16 protein-coding genes are annotated in these 18,411 nt (G+C 44.7%); 2 read left to right on the plus strand and 14 right to left on the minus strand.

The window, feature by feature from the left end; genetic code table 11:
• Positions 1–17: 17 nt before the first annotated feature.
• The 13 genes from C5745_RS18905 to C5745_RS18970 form a co-directional block, all read right to left on the minus strand.
• Positions 18–626 carry a hypothetical protein gene (locus C5745_RS18905; RefSeq protein WP_133166397.1) on the minus strand — a complete coding sequence of 203 codons (609 nt, stop codon included), beginning with the start codon at positions 624–626 and terminating at the stop codon, positions 18–20.
• Positions 627–651: 25 nt separating this feature from the next.
• A complete protein-coding gene (locus C5745_RS18910) occupies positions 652–1,356 on the minus strand; it encodes a hypothetical protein (protein WP_243403400.1) in 705 nt (234 codons plus the stop codon).
• A gap of 22 nt (positions 1,357–1,378) precedes the next feature.
• On the minus strand, positions 1,379–2,290 hold the full coding sequence (locus tag C5745_RS18915) for a hypothetical protein (protein WP_105718581.1): 912 nt from the start codon (positions 2,288–2,290) through the stop codon (positions 1,379–1,381).
• A gap of 512 nt (positions 2,291–2,802) precedes the next feature.
• The gene (locus C5745_RS18925) at positions 2,803–3,714 is read right to left on the minus strand and encodes a hypothetical protein (RefSeq protein ID WP_105718583.1); all 912 of its coding nucleotides are present in this window, start codon (positions 3,712–3,714) and stop codon (positions 2,803–2,805) included.
• A 152-nt stretch (positions 3,715–3,866) separates the two neighbouring features.
• Positions 3,867–4,568 (minus strand): hypothetical protein, encoded by a 702-nt coding sequence (locus C5745_RS18930; protein ID WP_105718584.1) that lies wholly within the window; start codon positions 4,566–4,568, stop codon positions 3,867–3,869.
• A 20-nt stretch (positions 4,569–4,588) separates the two neighbouring features.
• A complete protein-coding gene (locus C5745_RS18935) occupies positions 4,589–5,557 on the minus strand; it encodes a hypothetical protein (protein WP_105718585.1) in 969 nt (322 codons plus the stop codon).
• 15 nt (positions 5,558–5,572) lie between these two features.
• A complete protein-coding gene (locus tag C5745_RS18940) occupies positions 5,573–6,325 on the minus strand; it encodes a hypothetical protein (protein WP_105718586.1) in 753 nt (250 codons plus the stop codon).
• Positions 6,326–7,186: 861 nt separating this feature from the next.
• Positions 7,187–10,762, minus strand: coding sequence for a DUF6443 domain-containing protein (locus C5745_RS18950; protein WP_105718588.1), 3,576 nt, complete (start codon positions 10,760–10,762; stop codon positions 7,187–7,189).
• Positions 10,725–14,084, minus strand: a complete 3,360-nt coding sequence (locus C5745_RS18955) for a hypothetical protein (protein WP_105718589.1) — start codon at positions 14,082–14,084, stop codon at positions 10,725–10,727. The genes C5745_RS18950 and C5745_RS18955 overlap by 38 nt, the downstream gene beginning before the upstream one ends.
• A gap of 502 nt (positions 14,085–14,586) precedes the next feature.
• The gene (locus C5745_RS20335) at positions 14,587–14,757 is read right to left on the minus strand and encodes a hypothetical protein (protein ID WP_165793147.1); all 171 of its coding nucleotides are present in this window, start codon (positions 14,755–14,757) and stop codon (positions 14,587–14,589) included.
• Positions 14,741–14,935, minus strand: a complete 195-nt coding sequence (locus C5745_RS18960; RefSeq protein WP_105718590.1) for a hypothetical protein — start codon at positions 14,933–14,935, stop codon at positions 14,741–14,743. The genes C5745_RS20335 and C5745_RS18960 overlap by 17 nt, the downstream gene beginning before the upstream one ends.
• On the minus strand, positions 14,932–15,345 hold the full coding sequence (locus C5745_RS18965; RefSeq protein WP_105718591.1) for a DUF5675 family protein: 414 nt from the start codon (positions 15,343–15,345) through the stop codon (positions 14,932–14,934). The genes C5745_RS18960 and C5745_RS18965 overlap by 4 nt, the downstream gene beginning before the upstream one ends.
• Positions 15,345–16,109 carry a hypothetical protein gene (locus tag C5745_RS18970; protein ID WP_105718592.1) on the minus strand — a complete coding sequence of 255 codons (765 nt, stop codon included), beginning with the start codon at positions 16,107–16,109 and terminating at the stop codon, positions 15,345–15,347. Before C5745_RS18970 ends, C5745_RS18965 begins: the two co-directional genes overlap by 1 nt.
• A gap of 375 nt (positions 16,110–16,484) precedes the next feature.
• On the opposite strand from C5745_RS18970, the gene C5745_RS20130 reads away from it, so the two are divergent.
• Positions 16,485–16,685 carry a hypothetical protein gene (locus C5745_RS20130; RefSeq protein ID WP_133166398.1) on the plus strand — a complete coding sequence of 67 codons (201 nt, stop codon included), beginning with the start codon at positions 16,485–16,487 and terminating at the stop codon, positions 16,683–16,685.
• 50 nt (positions 16,686–16,735) lie between these two features.
• Here the strand turns inward: C5745_RS20130 and C5745_RS18975 are convergent, their stop codons facing one another.
• Complete coding sequence (locus C5745_RS18975; protein WP_105718593.1) at positions 16,736–17,668, minus strand: hypothetical protein; 933 nt, start codon at positions 17,666–17,668, stop codon at positions 16,736–16,738.
• Positions 17,669–17,831: 163 nt separating this feature from the next.
• Here C5745_RS18975 and C5745_RS18980 point away from each other — a divergent pair, with 163 nt between their 5' ends.
• Positions 17,832–18,206 carry a hypothetical protein gene (locus C5745_RS18980; RefSeq protein WP_105718594.1) on the plus strand — a complete coding sequence of 125 codons (375 nt, stop codon included), beginning with the start codon at positions 17,832–17,834 and terminating at the stop codon, positions 18,204–18,206.
• Positions 18,207–18,411: the final 205 nt, after the last annotated feature.

An 18,411-nucleotide genomic window follows, 5' to 3' on the forward strand; every position in this document is an offset into this window, starting at 1 on the left:
TATTATAAATATATCTTTTACCGCGAAGTCAATCCATACCTTACGCCCGCCACTACCTTGGAAGTACCATTAGCTACCGGCACACCACCCGTAGCAGCATTAAAGAAAAACTCCAGTTGCTGTCGGCTTTTCAACGGAAGTTGATATCCTACGCCATAATGACGATAAAACCGCTGTACATCATCACTTGCCGTATCGCCCGTTTCTTGATCATTCCATGTAAAGTTTGTTGTTGTCCATCCTATTCCACCAGCGATAAAAAAGCGTTTAATATAGAAGCGTGCCCCTCCAGCCAGCGCTAACCGTCCTTGCTTTAATTTAATATTGCCAGCACTCTCAGGGATACCAAGTCGCTTTTTTTCGAAATCCAATACCCCTGGGGACTGCCGTTCAAAACTAGTATAAGGACTATGGTCATAAGTCGCTGAGGCTATGAATCCCCATCTTCGAAACGGACGAAACTCATATAGGCCTTCAAGGCCGTAGACGACAGCTTCGGCACTGGATTCATAACCAATATAAGGTCCTATCGCGACTTGCTGAGTCGTTTTTTCGGGATAAATTTGGGAAAATGCCATTGATGTCGACATCAATAGGAATGTAATCAGTATTGGTTTGATATTCATAAATTTTAGTCCGTTTTGCATTCCGCTAACGCAAATTTTTCTTTATTTCAGTTAGTTCTTTTTCTATATTCTCAATTCTCTCATCTCTCTCTATCAGATACAATGTCAATTCCTCCACTTTCTTCAATAGCAATTCATTCATCTCGCCAAGAGACAGCCCCTGTTCTTCGACTTCCTTTGCGCTAGGAATTTCAGGTAAATGACCGTTTACTTTGATATAGTCCTTTACTTCGGCAAGTGGCCTCAAGTGATAATTCTCTTGGAACACATAGTCCGGCCAATTGTTCGCCTCTACTTTAATCTCCTTTGCACGGATGTTCCCATTGACCGATAGCCGCTCTCTTGGAGTATCCGTACCTATTCCCACGTTCCCTTGCACATTTTCGGCTAACACGCGCCGCCAGGCCGACCAGCCCGCAGCATTTGTTCCAGTTCGGTAGCGTATACCCTTGGTTTGCATAAACGCCAGTTCATGGGCAGGGCCTCCCGTGTCGCCAGCCCATCCCTTGAACCCTACCAATGTAGAGTAGCTTGCATCCGCGGGTAGACCTAAGGAAGTGTTTCTTTTGAACGCGGGCCGAATCACCTTGCTGTAATCGCTAGGATGGGTAATTAAATCCCGACTATCTTCTATTGTAAGATGGCTTGACTGTGCAAACGCCCCCTCGTTTGGAAGCAAGCTAATAATTGATATGGCTAACGGGATGAAAATGGTAACGTTTAGTTTCATGATATCTTTCGGTTGAATTATTTTATCTTCGGTTGTCCTCTAATACTAGCTGTTCCTTGATGGACTCAATTTCTCCTTCCAGGTTTCCGATTTTTTCCCGATGCTTTCCAATCTCTTTCTCCTTCTCGATCAAATGCAAAGTCAATTCTTCCACTTTTTTCAATAGCAGAAGATTCATTTCTCCCAAGTCCAACCCGTCGCGTTCAATATCTTTGGCTGACGGGATTTCTGGCAGGTGTTTATGTTCCTTCACGTAAGCTTCGACGTCCGAGAGACTACTCAAGTGATAATCCAGTTCGAATACATAGTCGGGAACGGCGATGTTGTTGGTTACTTTGATTTCTTTAGCTAGGATGTTGCCTTCCACGGCAAGCTTTGCTTTAGGGGATGTTGTACCAATTCCTACGTTGCCATTTTCTATGAAATGATTTCCACTCCCTGTCAGTAGCAATTTCCCGTTCGATTTCACATCACTGTGGGAATCTAAGATTGTTCGCCAATTATCGAAATTTCCCTCTCCGTTATCGCTCTGATGCGTGCGAAACACACCGGTGCGAAAATACATTTTCCGATCGGTCGAACCGAAATAAATATCTGACTGCCAATGTGATGACCTTCCATAGATGGCCAACAATGTCCCATATCTGTTGTTGCCCGGAATTACACCACCAGATCGCTGGCTCGCATAATCATCAAAGAGCTTGATGCTCATCGGACTCAGCTGTGTTCTCGGTCCTAGTTCAAAATTATACTGTGTTAATGGAAAGTTGAGCTCATTACTTTTTACAGCTCCAATTACATCCAATTTCTTTGCAGGCGTGGACGTTCCGATCCCCACATTCCCCGAAGCAGGAAATACATTACTCTGTCCGTTTGCAGACAATCCTCCCAAAAGAAGCAAACCGGCAAGGACTGCGTTTATGTTATTAAGCATAGCTGTGATCTATAGGTTAATATGTTTCCAGTTTGTTAATAATCAAAAATAGCTATTCTGTTCGAATTTCTTACGCTGAGGAGTTAAATTTTCGATACTAATTTGTTAAGAAACGAGCTATTTCCAACCTCACCTTTTTATCCACGTTGTATGTTTTGTATTTTAGAAACAATGCCTTTCCCAGTGGAAGCCTATGGTGTTAGATTAAATTACCTTGGAACTACTAAAATAAAAAAAACGCTATAATACTTCAGAAAGTACAAGAATTATCCCCAGTACAATAAGCCCTAAACCAGAGAAAAACTGTTTAAATTTTAGCCCTCTAATCATAGAGTCGTCATAATTTTTGTAAAATACGCTACTAAAGACGAGATACACGCCAATAAGAATTGCTACTATACCAGTAATGATATATTTTATTACCATCTGTGAAATACATTTCTATATACATGATCAAGATTGTTCACGGTCAGTTGTGTTTTTTCATATTCGTACGTATTTAGGGTTAATAATTACTTCTGCCTATCATCATTTTCCAGCGCTCTAATTCGTGCATCCTGTTCCCTAATCGTCCTGTTTGCCTCAATTAGGTACAATGTCAACTCCTCTATTTTTTGCAGTAAATCAATCTGAAAGTCCCCCACATTCAAAGGAGTTTTCCTCATTTCGCTGGCCGAGGGAATCGCTGGTAAATGGCCATGTTTCGAAATAAATTCCGAGACAGAATCTATCGGCATCAAGGGATATTCTTTTTCAAAAACGTGATCTGCTGTTTTCCGCGTATTAACCATTATTTCGTGAGCGCGCAGACCACCGACGATATCAACCCTGTATTCCGGAGTTTGTGTGCCAATCCCGATTTTGGATTCGTTCAAATAGCGATAGGAACGGGTTTTATCAAATTCTCCCTCCTCAACTCCCGATAGGGTCATGCCGTCCATGATATTCTTCAACGTTGCAGCTGGTCCTGATTGTATACGCACCCTTATCATCAGTTCATTTCCACTCGATACCAAGTGGTAAATAGGAATACGGGATCGGGAAGCGTCAAAATCTCCGATTGCCCATTGAGAAGCCAGTGGTTCAGCAGCGTGGATAATTTCGAACGATTGATTTAGATAGGCCGTCGCTTGCCCATTGTAAACTATATCAATGCGTTTTGTCAATGTACCACGGTTCAACTGACCGTTATATCCACCTGTCAACTGAATTTCGATATTACCCCAGAGCCTATTTCCAGGTGGTATATTGATATAACAAACACGGTTAGCTTCTTGATTGGGAAACCTTATCATGAAAGATTTTTCCATGCTGTATTGTCCATAACTCATCTGCGGCACCGTCACTACTAACATAAACAAGAGTGAAATCAGGGTACCGGCGGTCAAGTTATAACGAATCCGACCATTAAATTTGTTAAACATAGCTGCATCTATAGGTTAATAGTTTTCCAGTTTGTTATCTACCAAAAATAGTTATTCTTGTGGGATTTCCTGCATCCAAGAATTAGGTTTTTAATAATTATGCGTTAAACTTAAGATAGCCGGGTTTGCATTTTGTTTATTTCCCGTATATCTTACTTTAAAATCAGTTGTTTTTTAATCGATTCGATTTCTCCTTCCAACGCTTCCATTTTTACTCGTTGCTCGCCAATCTTTTTCTCCTTCTCAATCAAATGCAAAGTCAATTCCTCTACTTTTTTCAGCAATAGTAGATTCATATCGCCTAAATCCAGCCCATCACGTTCAATGTCCTTTGCTGACGGGATTTCCGGCAGATGTTTATGTTCTTTTACGTAAGCCTCGATATCCGAGAGACTGCTGAGTTGGTAATCCGGTTCGAATACATAGTCTGGAACGGTGATGTTGTTGGTTACTTTGATCTCTTTGGCTAGGATATTGCCATTCACCGTCAATCTGGCGACAGGTGATATTACTCCTATTCCCACATTGCCATTCGGCAGAATATGCATTCCGAGTGGACTAGACCACGGACTGGCGCCGTAAGCGAGATAAAAACGATGGGTTGCTTCACCTCCACCATTCAGGCCCGAACCGAATATTAGGGGGGAATCAGCGGTTTGATAATAGGATGTTCCTCTTGCCCAACCCCCGGTGGTCACAGGCCTAATCATCTTGATTCCGCCGCCGTCTAAAGTTACATAGGAGCCTTTGGCTGTCGGAAAACTATTTTGAGCCTTACTTGCTCCCTGGAAGCTACCAAAGGTTACCAGTGTCAAAAAGCAAGCTTTCCAAATAAAATTAATTTTAGTAGTCATAAAGTACAGTAATTGTTTGGTTAATTAGAAAACTCCGTTGTTCTTTCAAGGAGTTTGCTTTCGAGATCTTCAACCCGATCTTCTAGTATATTCAATTTTTTGTCTTTCTCAATCAAATGCAAAGTCAATTCCTCTACTTTCTTCAGTAACAGAAGGTTCATCTCCCCCAGGTCCAATCCCTCCTGTTCAATATTTCTGGCAGAAGGTATTTCCGGCAGATGTTTATGCTCTTTTATATAAGCTTCAACATCCGAAAGACTTGTGAGCTGGTAATCCGGTTCGAATACATAATCCGGCACAGCAATGTTGTTGGTTACTTTGATTTCCTTAGCGAGGATATTACCTTCCACTGCTAGCTTTGCTTTAGGAGATGCAGTACCAATACCAACATTACCGTTAGTAGCATACTGTACTACTAAACTATCATAGGCTTTCACAGCCTCAGGATGCAGGAAGAAAACTTCGGATAAGCCTAGGCGATTCTGGGGATCTGTTGTTTCATAAATAGTAATACGGATTTTGCCTATCGATACATTAGGTGTTTTTGCGATATAATGACCACCGCCGTATCCACTTACATCCGACATTGTAATCCAACTGTTTGCTCCATTATAAATATTTAACACTTCAATCTTAAATCGTTTTGGCTGATAATGTCGCGTCGTCCAACCTATCCATCCTCCGGTTTGGACGTGTATATTTGGTAAATTTTCTATAAGTAACACATATGGATTATTAGGATCAATTCCTGTATTTGAATATGCTGGATACTGGTTACCGTCGAACATGAAGCTCAAATTAACCTGTCCACTTCCACTTTGTGAAACCTGATAGCGTTGATTAGCATAAAACAACAGATTCTTTTCCAAGCCGACGGCTGAACGATTCGATGGTGCAATAACTGTTTCGACCTGTGCTCGAGCCGTGTCATTTAGAATTAGCCCTACAATTAACAGTAGCCCTGCTAGCTTTAAGTTTTCTATAAACATATCCGCGTTTGATATTTATTTTTTGACCTCTCTCTTCAACGAGTTTATTTCCTTTTGCTGTTCAATTAGATACAATGTCAGTTCTTCCACCTTCTTCAACAACAGAAGGTTCATTTCCCCCAAGTCCAACCCGTCGCGATCAATATCTTTGGCTGACGGGATTTCAGGTAGATGTTTATGTTCCTTCACGTAAGCTTCGACGTCCGAGAGGCTACTCAAGTGATAATCCGGTTCGAATACATAGTCGGGAACGGCGATGTTGTTGGTTACTTTGATTTCTTTAGCTAGGATGTTGCCGTCTACAGCGAGTTTTGCCTGCGGATTTGATGTTCCGATACCTACTTTTCCTGCAACTGCCAACGTTACTCCTACAGGTACATGGGCGTCTGCAGGATAGCCTATAGCTACACCTCGATACTGCGTAACATCATCGAACGTCGGTTGTAAATGTAGAGTCGCATAATATTGTCCGTACTGAACTGTTGTTGCGTGTCGGGCTAAAAGCCAGGCCTTACGGGAATTGATACCATTAGCCACACCGATTTCCAAAGCGTTATTATCAGCTTGCAAAAATTGAACAATGTTTCCCTTTTCAGTTGTTGACGGATATGCGACTGCTCCACCCCTCTTTATGTGAAAAAGGCTAGTGGGGTTCGTGATACCGACACCAACATTCCCCGAAGCAGGAAATACATTACTCTGTCCGTTTGCAGACAATCCTCCCAAGAGAAGCAACCCGACAAGGATTGCGTTTTTGTTAGTGAACATAGCTGTGATCTATAGGTTAATATCTTTCCAGTTTGTTAATAATCAAAAATAGCTATTCCTTTCGAATTTCTTACGTTCTGGAGTTAAATTTTCGATATTAATTTGTTAAGGGGCAAACTGATATATTCTCTATAAACTTGTTTGAGAACCGTGCAATAATTGGTTGGCCGCCAGCCTTAACACCAACTATGTAAAATTTTTATTCCGTCTTGTTGCTCCTAGTATATGTGGGATCATATCAAATGTGCCGTCATTGTCACTCTTGAAAAACATAGTTTGACCAAAGACGCTATGCCCTGGAGTTCCACCAAACATTCCTTCCAGCGTTCATCTCTGAATTCAGATCAGCGAACTCGAAAATTCTTAATTCCGGTTAGACACATCTAACTCACTGTTTTTATGCCTTGAGGATTGATAAACAGACAGAAAGCTTCAACAAGATGAATTAACGACGTCTATTCCATATACGAGCTTTAATTTTCGTTAATACCGAAATGTAAATTTTATAAGGTATTATTGATAATATAAACAAGATTGAGAAAAGAAAAAGTCGACGAGTATCGCCCTTTAACCCATCAGGTCTGTAAAAATAATCCCATTGAGAATTGTAGATTAATTCCAATTTCGATCCAACCGGGTGATTAAGACATTCCTTATTGACCATCCAGATCTTATATAGTTTTTCTCGATAGAAAATATACACACGGTTGTTTTTAGTACCTCCGCAGAATTGTTTTACAACAGTATACTGATTGCTATTTTTCTTTTCTAATTTCGAATTCTGCTGAAAGAAAAAAAAACTATATAGTACCAAAAAGCCAGTCAAGCTCATAACGACGAGTTGTGTTTTTGAATACATATCTATTTTAATATTTCGGGTGTACCCACTTCAATACCGGGAATAGGACTAGGAGAACTAATATACAAATTCAATCTTTGTAAAGCCTCCGCTCCTCCAATCTTGTAAGCCTCGTTCACCGTTCTAACGCCCATATATGCTCTTGTATAGCTCCTATTCTGGCCGGAATACTCCTTAAACTTAGTTTGATTACGTTTTTGTGTTTTTTTATTACGATGACTATCATTTGCCATTCTACGTTTATACTTTTCAGCTTTATTCGCGCTCACATTCATTTTTCTCAGGAGTTTCTTTTCTAGCTTATCAACGTACTTTAATGGGATTAATTTACCGATACCAGCTTCCAATAAGCCCCCGGTAAGTGACTTCCAAACATCAATATCTTTCCCCTCTGCATAATTCACCGCCTCCTTACCAACTGTGGACACCATAGCATCAATACCAACATCAATTATCTTGGTCAATGCTTTTTGCCCAACCTTACTGGTTAACGTATTCGTTAGAGAACTAATACCGCCCGTAAAAGCTCCAGATACTCCGGAAACTACTAAGGAGGGTATACTTATCTCGCTTGTCAAAGAAGATTTTAAATCATGTCCTCCTATAAAGTAATTAATACCGACTTGCTGAATATAATCGGCAGCTATACCAATGACCGCACCGACAGGTCCTGGAATTTCCCCGTTTTCATCAGTATAACTTAGGGGGTCATTAAGCACGTACGCGTAGGGAGAAACTTCGGGATAATAATCAGCCGCTGGATCCACCACGTTCCACCTACCGATCTCCGCGTCGTAGAACCTCGCCCCGTAGTCCAGCTGGTCCAGTCCAAGTTCGACCTGTTTCTCCTTGCCGTTGTACTTGTAATGGTTCGATGCCGAGTTCAGCCCTGATCCCGTGTTCATCTCCATGCCAAAGGCATAGTAGTCCTGGATCTGGCTTACCTTACCCGTATGGTCCACGATTGCCCGGGTGTTGCCCAGATGGTCCTTCAGGAAGTATTCATAAACAAAAGAACTGCCATTGGGAAGGATCCTGCCTTCCTCCGTCTGGATGAACTCCAGTACACCGTTTTTGTACTGGATACCGTCCACGTAGTCCGTAACCGCATTGCCCAGTGCCTTCTTCAGCTTCCTGCCCGTAGCATCGTAGGTGTATACCAGCTGCTGGGTACCTTTCACGAACTTCTTTGGTAAATTTAGGTAATTGTATTCAATATCCGTAATACCAAGACGGTCATTTTTCGTCACATTGCCGTTGACATCGTAGATGAAGCTGTTGTCGCGGTTGGCCGTACCGATGTCCGTAACGCTGTTCAGCTTATTGCCCGTGTAGCTGTACTTGAAATGGTTGTACCAGCCCGTATCGCCGTTGGTCCGGCGGAGGGTATCGATGTTACCCATCACGTCGTAGGCCAGTTCTTCATTGTAGCGGCCGGTCTTATTCGTAGCTCCGCTGTATGCCGCCTTCTTCAGACGGTTCAGCTTGTCGTAGGTGTAGGTATAGGTCTGCAGCGGGGTCTGTGTCTGCGAGCTTGTCACTTTCGTATTCCACTGCACCGAACCGATGTTCCCGTTGTAGGCCTGCGGGTTGTTGGCATAGTGCAGGTTCATCCCGAAACGGCGCTTGTCGGTTACGCTGGAAGGATTGTTGATCGATGTCGTCCAGCCTCGCTCGTTGTAGCCGTAGGCAACTTCCTGCACGGCACTGCTGCCGCTCACGTGCAGCTTCTTCTCCATCAGCTGGCCGATTTCGTTGTACGCCAGCTGGCTCTGGGTAACCTCCGCATGGCTACCCACCCTTTTCTTGGTTTCCACCAGACGCCCCACATGGTCATATTTGTTGGTGGTCAGGACGGTCATTGGCTGCGAAGTAGTCAGGCTTTTCCAGTGTTCCCGCTTGCTCGTCTCCACCTCCCCGCTGAAGAGGTAGGTATTCGTTACGATATCTTTGCCTCCAAGGTGGTTCCGTGAAGCGGTCTGGATGGTACGGCCACGCTCATCGTAGTAGTAAACCGTTAAAAGCGAATCCGTACCGCTGTCGGTATATACCCGGCTACCTGTCAGGAGCGAATGTACCTTCGTGCTTCTGCTGATGGCACGCGGTGCCAGCTGTACCGTATCCACGCTGCCCATGAACTTGTTGTAGTTGTCGTAGTAGCTGACCGTCAGCCTTTTCAGGTTTGCCACGGGAAAGGATACGTTGCTGTATTCCGCAGCATTAACGCGCCGCTGCTCCCAGTCTCGGTTGCCCGGACGGGCATGGTTGTCCGCTGCCGTCTGGGCTGCCGACTGCGTGGCATGCGCGGCCGTCAGCGTGCCTGTCTGCACCACCCGACCGAAGGCATCATATTTCGTGTAGCTCCATTCCTTGGGGTTCTTTGTCCGCTGGAGCGCATCCTGTGTCATGATGGGCAGGTCGTTCTGGTTGTAAACGATCCACTCCCATCCCTTGCCCGGGATCTTCTTTTCCTTCAGGCGCCGGCGGCTATCGTAGCGGTAGGCATAGATATAGTTCGTAAAGGCTGCGGCAGATTCCGTAAAGCTGCCTGCAGTCACCGCCGGAGGGACAACATAGCACAGGTCGCCGAAGTCGTCGTATACGTAGTACGTCTCCAGCTTTTTGCTCTCAGTTTCCCAGATACGCTTCAGTACCACACGGTCATCGAAATCTCTGTATTCCTCCACCGTACCTGCACGGTCCGAAACCCAGTTCTCGTCTTTCACCACGGTTTTGTAAAGCCTCCCCGCGGCATAACTTGTCGTACTCCTGGCCCCCGTAGGGGTGCCCGAGGCATTGTAGTCCACCTGCCAGAGCTTGACCGCTTCCGCCGATGGGGTGATCACGTTCGTGCCGTAATCCGTAACCACCGTGCGTCCGGTGCTGGATGTACGGCTAGTTGCCGGCTGCCATACCATGCCCGGAGCTCCCTGTTCCTTCACCCGGTTCAGGGGGCTGTTCTCGAACACCGTAACCGCATAGGGCCTCTCCGTCTTCTTTACGTGCGCATCCCAGCCGGTAGACTTATAATAGTTTTCCTGACTGGTTTTCGCTGCCATCTTGAAACTGCCGTTGTTGCTGGTCTGCTCGGCATAGGGAAGATATTTATGGCTCTCCCGGCCGAAACCGTCGTACTCGATATGCTGCACGATGTCCTTATATTTCGGGCTGGCCATCAGATCGACCGTCTGCATCGGTCTGCCTAGGCCGTCAAAGTACTGCACCGTCTGGTTCTCCTCCCCGATATTACGTGCCTGACCGAGCTGGCCGGCCTTCACCTCCTTGCGAAAAGTACGGGTAAGGATATAGTTCTGGTTGCTGCTGGGCGAACTGCTTATGTTCGGGTGCTGCTGGATCGACAGCAGCACGTTCTTGCCCAGACGGATGTGGAATCCGGGCTTTAGGACGATACTGTCCAGCGCCTGGATGACCGGCTCGTCATTGTAGGCATGCAGTTCCAAATGGCTGGGCTGGCCATGGCCTACAATAGCCAGCAGCAGAAAATATATGATTGTCAGTAGACGTTTCATCTCCATGGGTCTAGGGTCTATAATGGTAACGGTAGTTCTGTAACACATTCTTGTCGAAGTCCAGCACGTCCTTCAGGCGCTGGAAGCCGTCATACTGGTAGTATTCCGTGACACCACGCGGATCGGTCATGCTCGTCATGCCCACCAAGGGCTTATACGTGTACGTCGTGATCTGCGCTTTCAGCATGCCGCTATGCCCGCGGAGATTATTCAGCCGGGTAAAGTCCGCTGCCGAAGGTTCCGTTTTACCGCTGAGCTGGCTCAGGAATGTTCCCGATGGATCGTTCAGCCCCTGCTTCACTTCGTCATAGCTCGCATTCTCGATTTTGGCGATAGGGTATTGGCCACTATAACTCCAGATAAGTACGGTTGTACCACTTAATACACGGATCTCATTCGGATTACCGTGAACATCCCTAGAGTTCACCGAACTGGTTAATCTATAACTATCATCGGGATCATAGGAATCGATATTGGCGAGATCGGGTAATCCAGAAGACCGACTGTTACTGATTTTGAACTGAGACATCGGAAGAGCCCTGTTCAGATCAAGTATATAACTTTGATTTACCAAACCGCGTCCTGCATCATCGTAACGTTCCAACTTCCCCGAAATAACCGTGGGATCTGAAGTCCCGCCTCCAACATAATGGATACGTTCAACAGGATAACGCAACATGTTGCCAGACGCCATTTTATCAAGCCATGGCGTTCCCCGCAGGTAATCCTTCGGATACGTCGTGTAAATTGTCTGGTACCTGTCACTACTAGAGACCGTGGTTGTAACCCGGGGTATAAGGTTACCGTCATTTAGATAATCATAATCGGTAATTACATTGGTACTCTCCAACCCATTCACATAGGTTCTCTCCTGAGAGGAGATCAACTTGCGGATACCAGACTTAAAGTAGTAATCGAACCACGTGAAATAAAAACTAGCGTCCTTTTGGAACCATGTTACTCCTTTGGCAATATGGTTTCGACGCACACGCAGGCCGTGGTACTCGCCAAATGTCTTCTCTACGTACCTATTTATCTTCTCCCGAACAATTTCGTACCTACCATCGGCATGCTGCTTATATACCGTTTTCTTTAAGAGCTTCCCATTTCGCCAGAAATTACTCACCAACGATGCACTTTCGGGTATACCATATTCGTACTGTTCGTCCTTTTGGAACGAGTATTCGTAGACAGTCTTATGGCTTTCGCCATTTGACCCATGTACATAACGGGTAACAAAAGGATAGGAAACCAGATTCCCCTCCGAATAGTGGTCGAATATCGGCCGACCGAGCACAACTAAAGTAGAGCCCCCGCCCTGTCCCCCCGGCTTATCGCCTATCGCCCAATACACAAAATAATATTTTTGAACATAGGTCTTTAGATCGAAGATATAATCAAAAAAGCGTGGTTCAGCAAACCCGCTTTCGTCCTTGCCATACCTGTATTCCTCCCGACTAGCTAAAACGTTCCTGTCGGAATAGGAGCTGATCGATCGGATACGCAGTCCCGGGCCATATTCTGTGAGCGTCTGCATCTCGGAAGACATATAATATATATTTGCGATCACCCGCCTATCGGGATCATCGTTGGGATCACGTTCATTTTTGTTTATATTCGCAATAACACGGTACCGATCACCCGGCTTTAAACTGATTGTAGTTGTGACAAAGGTCTGCTCCCCTGGATAAACAAAATCCCGTGACAGTCGTCTGTTGGTAGTCAAGTTCCACAATTCGATATAGGGTTGCGTCTGATCCGTCCATGGCTGGAGGGACATCTGAAAGGTTGCACGATTGGCACCCATAGGCGCAACAAATTCCACTACAGAAGGGCTGTTGTTTTCTTTCATACCAATAGCATACGCCAAGGTGACCTGCTTAGGCACCTGCTTGGATCGCGATCTTCTATTGGGTTCGAACTCAAAATCAGCATACCCCCCCGTCGGATAGACAATACGCTTGAGCTGGTACGCTTTCATATGATTAACATTCGGGTTGCGATCCGCAAGTTGTCTAAGAATACCAGGAACTGTTACCGCTTTTAACCTATGTTCTGGATCCGTATACTCATAACTTTGTCCATTTTCCGGTAGAGGAACCAAGGTCTCGTTGTGTATCTTTCCGTTACTATAGCCCCACCAGTCCACACCGCAGTTGAGACGGGGAGGTAGTTTATACTGCTCGTCGTATTCGAAACTATATCGCTGCGGACCGTCTGCAAACGAGGTGCCGTAAATGTTTACTTTGGATAATTTTAGGCGATACCTGTCCTTCGGTGAGCTATGAAGATTATAGCCTTGATCCGAAAAAAAATATCCTGTCTCAAAATCTATATGCTTGATTACCTCACCTCCTTTTGCTACATTGATTGTGTGCAGACGACGCATGCCGTGATCGGAACGGTCACGAGTCGATAAAAACTCTATATATCCACCGGAAAAGGTAATCCGGGAAAGGAAACTGTTCCACATCTCTGCGTAGTATACAGAATATGTAGGCACATTTGCAATACCCGCATCCTCTCTATTACCAGTTGGCGCTATATCTTGAATTATTTGTGCAAGACGCCCCACCTCCATCGAATAGTCCACTGTTTTTATCGCCTCTGCCATCTCCTTAATATAAGAAAATTCTATGGTATCCTTTTTATCGGCAGAAATAATCTTTGTAAGATGCCAACTTGTACTGGCCGCATAATAAGGCGGTGGGAAGTCACCGCTTGTCCGCGTCGTACCTACTTCATGGAAGAAAAATTGCCTACCATAATCATCCGTAATTTTAAAAAGCCCGTTATTAAACTCGATCAGAAAGTCGCTCTTAGGTTGCGTTTGCACGCCATCTTCCGGATCTAAGAAAAACTTGCCGCTCATTCCGAGAAAGTTGTAATAAAAGGCGTCAGGCTCCGTATCAATCTTACGCCTAAGTACATCTTCAAAATAAATTTGAGCTTGCTCGTCACTTAACTGTGCAACATCCGCACTGGTTTTTATCGGGTTTCTAAAAATCCCCGCAGAGAGCTCTTCGTCAGGAGCACCATTTACAATCCTGGTAATCACACCGCCGGCTTGTAGGGACCAACCCAAACCTACCCAGCTTGCTATATCGTCGACTTTATGGCCGGATCCATGGTAGGAAAGTGAAATCGGAAGATCAAAGTCACTGAAGTTCAATTCATACAGAGGCACTTGAATATCGGGAACCCCGGTAAAGTTGCTGACCGGATAGCTTGCATACCTAAAAAGCTCACTCGACACCGGAACCTTTATCTCGGGGGCCCGATCATTGATCCGCTGAGAAAAAACAACCAATGGAAAAAGCACCAACACTAGAAAAAAATTCGCTGGTCTGGTAAAAAGGGTAGATTTCATTATTATCTAAAATGGTAATTTATATGTGTACGGTTTGAGTCTGTTGCCAGTCAGATCATCTACTTCACAAGTTTAGGAAAAGTATATTATGCAATCTTTAAATATATATTACCTTTAAAACAGTTCTCTTACTACACCAAATTTGGGGCACGTCGACAAAAATATGTATATGGTGGTCGCTTACGTTCGTCGTTATTCCCCCCTCAAATGGCTTTAGCATTTACATAAAACTATTGCCTTTTTTGTTTAAAAAAAATCGCACCACTGGTAGTTCTTATTCTGTTTAAATAAGTTTTTTTATAAGAGAGCGAAAAGGTTGATCTAAAGCCGTAGCTCATAGATCTCAAGCCACAGACCTAACTTGATACAATTTTTTCCGATCAGCATAGTAATTTTTTTCTTATAGATTAGTTAAATTTTCGACAACTATACTAAAACAAAAAAAGCCCCCGGAAATCACTGTTTCCGAGAGCTTTATTCTACCTGCTAATCAAACCCTTCCTCAACGTCGCCGCCTTCTACCATCTAGTAATCTGCTAACTAGATAGCTCACCGCAGCACCGACCACGGCCATCAAGACCGTGTGTGCAAGGTTGCCCCAGTCGAAGCTGTTCCAAACGGAACAAACGGTACCGCCGAGGGTACCCAACTGCACATTACTTAGCGGCCTCATCGCTTCCCTCCTTTCGTTCGGTTTTTGGTTTGTCGGTATCATCTTGCATCACCTGCTCGATGATTCCTAGCCCTACGGCGACGTATTTCAATACATCCAATGCCTTCGCCGGCAATTTTATCGGCGCCAGCAGTACCACCTGTACCGCCTGGCTGATTTTCCGGATGAGCTTTTTCATCGCCCCTCCCGGATTAAAAGAAACACTTCACCACCCTGATCCCAGAGACTGTAAACCAATCCTTTAAGTTCACCCAGCGCTTTGCCGCTTTCGGTACCGATGCCTTCGCCCGTGAGTGCCGTGACCGGTGCAATGCAGCCCAGCAGTTCCTTCATGGCGTTGTTGGCTGCGTGGATCAGGATGGCCTCGCGGCCCAGGACGGCCGGAATACCGATCTGCTCCCCGTGCTTGGTGTACTTCCGTTTTTTCAGCTTGTAGCGTCCTTCGGGGATGCAGCTGAGACGCGGTGTGTTGTTGCGCCACGGCAGCTCAATGGTATGGCAGATCTTTTCGCCTTGGAAATAAATCGTGCCATTGGTTCCCTGTTCTCCGTAGGTCCGTCGGAGAACTAAGGTGTGTTTTGTTTTCATTACGGGATGTCCACATCGACGATAGTTAAAGCATTGTACTGTCCATTGGCCAGTGGATAGTATCCACCATTAACAAATTGGAAATAGGCTATTCCCATGAGGATAATGACACCGCTTTCCGGCCGTGGCTGTAGTTCAACAGTTAGGGTCTCTTCCTCCGTGTCTCCGTTCTTACCGATTTCGATATAGCTCGATCGAGCTAAGGAAACCGCGTCCGCTTCGCGGTTGGCCCCATTGAACTCCAGCGCAACCAATTGCAGCTGGGCATGTGTTCCACCACTAGGTGTCTTGATCCTACTTTTTGCATTGAATTCCGGCAACTCCAATGTTCCCGTGCCTGTATCTCGGCTGTAGGTTGGCCTCGCCTTCATCAGAAATACATCCCGCAACTGCGCGTGGATATTGAAATCCAAGCCCTCAAGCATACTCAAGTTTTCGACCAGTACCTGGCGGTCTCCCCGGCCATTCACTTGGTCGGCCTTAAGCACCCGGTGCATGCGAGACGTCATCCGGTTGCCCAATTGCGTGTCACCTGCCTGCTGCAACAATTCGTACAACTCCTGGCGTACCAGTTTCGAGGCTTGTGCGGCGCGGCCAAACTCCTGCCCATTTTCTTTCGTTCGCTGAAATCGCGGATCATTGTTGATTTGATCTTTGGTCGGTCCGGCTTTCATTCGAGCCTGGTAACCATTGCGCTTGTCTTTGTAAAAGGAAAGATCCCCGATCTTGCCTTTTAATTTAATTAATCCTTCTTGTCGTGCCATAATATGTATAATTTGATCACGTCACAAAGATGAAGACCATTATACGATTTGTTGTCCCGTATGGCCATAAACGGCACTATTTGTCCCCATATGTCCATATTTGTCCCAAATGGGTATAAATGACCACTTGACAGAAATAAAAAAAAATTCTTACCTTTAGATTAATAATTTCAAAGGAACCATTTATAACAATGACAACTGATTCCCACACTGAAAATCAAGCGATGATACAGTAAGGATCAAGTAAGGATGTAGTACCTTTTTATTACTTAGGGAAATTGTACCGCATCGTTACTGGTGGGTAAATAAAACGTTATCGCGTTGCCGTATGGTAGGAAGAGGTTGTCTATTCATTTAACCATTAGTATAACTGCTATGACTAACGAACGAGTTTGTATTTATGCAAAAGACATCAGCACACTTTTAGGGAAAAGTTACAAACAGGCTGTCCGTCTCCTACGAACGATGAAGGACGCCTATGGCAAAGACGCCAAACAGTATATCACCCTCGAAGAATTCTCCAAATATACTGGGATCAATATCGAGACCGTCAGAAAACACTGCAGCAGGCGGTAGCTCACTTTTATTCACTGCAATACGAGAGGTGGCTCCCAGGCCGCCTCTATCTATTCAAATGTAGGGGTATAACGCCCTTCGTACCAATCCAAGAATTCTTTTGCGCGGCTTTTGTTCAGCTGCAAAAAACTAAAGGGACCCTTTAGATGAATAACAAGCGTGCGTTTTTCGCCATTCTCAACACGGTCAATGAGATCGTACCGTACAATCCAGGAACCCGTCGTAAAAAATAGCAGATCATCGGATAACCATTCTTTCGCCTGACTAAGTGCCCTGAACTCAAAATTATAATCGTTGCCTTCCACGTCGTATCCTTTCACCCGCCCCCTTACAATATCAAACAACGGGAAGTCCTGCAGCGCCATATCGTATTCCCGTTTGTTTCGATAGGCCTTCACTATTTTTGCTGTTGTCAATCGTTTCCTCTGTATTTCCTTTTCAGTCGCCACTATATCGCCGGTAGACAAATTTATGCGATGCCCCGTGCGCTGTATGTTCATTTTTATATTCTTGCTGATCTGCAGCGCTCTCGACAATACATTAATACCCTCGACGGCAAGCAAACAGCACTCTAAACCCAACACAACGAGTAAAGCTCCTATCACAATCGGCAATACCACCTTCATGTAGTTGGCCAAAGAAAAGGCTACGTCATGAAATGTGTAATACAACGCTCCAAAAAGAATGGACAAAAGTACTGGCACCAGCAGGCCTTTCAACAAAAACATTGCCCAAAGTTTCTTATCCGTCCGGAATTGGGAAATGCGCGAACGGCCGTGACGTAACATCAAGTTAGTTATCCAAAAGAGAAAAAGCAATGCTACAGCATTTATAATAAATTGTGTTGCAAAACCTTCTTCGGCCATGATCTCAAAAAATCCTTCCGGCTCTCCATACCAAAGCAAAATATGCGTTGCCAGTAAGGCCAAAAAGACCCTGACTACATTCAATATTTTTTTTCTGTTTCTGTATAATAATTGCATTCCATACGGTTTTTTCGCTTAGCCGATTGTCCAAAATATCGTCACAGCGACCAAAATTCGTCACTTGGTGTTCACTAATTTATAAAAAAATATATGAATTTATAGTTTCGGAATTCCTTTGGAGTTATAAATAGGATTTTTTAAACAATCAAAAACAAAACACATGAAAACACAAAAGTATCCTTTTACGCCTGCAGGCGTTGACGAGAAAGTGAACGACCTGTATGCACAATCATCTTCCACGATTGAGGCAGAAGCGGTGGCCGTATCCAGCAATTTCTTTGGCTGGACGTCGGACAATTTTGACCTAACGAGTGACCAAATTAATTATATGGAATCGCTCGGGCCAGCTTTTGCTACCGAAAACGGAGACGACCTCGCGTTTGCCTTCCGGAACCGATTAGGAGTGACCATGACAAAGGGAGATGTAAGTATCCGGACATCAAAATTTATCCGTAAAGAGAAAAAAGTCTCGACCGTTTCGGAACCTACACAGGAAGAGGTAATTTCTGGCGAGATCAGCTATTTCGTATCGTAATGGGTAATGGAAAGGAGTCTGCTTGCTAAACAGGCGTTGATAACCGAGATTCAGAAGCATGTCTTTCTTACGTTGGAAGAAGGCGTCTAAAAAGGGCGCCTTCTTTTGTTTTATTATGGGCTTATGGTCTGTAAGGGTTTTAGGAGATTAGCCTAGGCCGCCAGCGGTTGATATAGATAATTTATCCATGACTGGTCATAAATAA

Source organism: Sphingobacterium haloxyli, from assembly GCF_002980525.1.
Taxonomy (GTDB): Bacteria; Bacteroidota; Bacteroidia; order Sphingobacteriales; family Sphingobacteriaceae; genus Sphingobacterium; species Sphingobacterium haloxyli.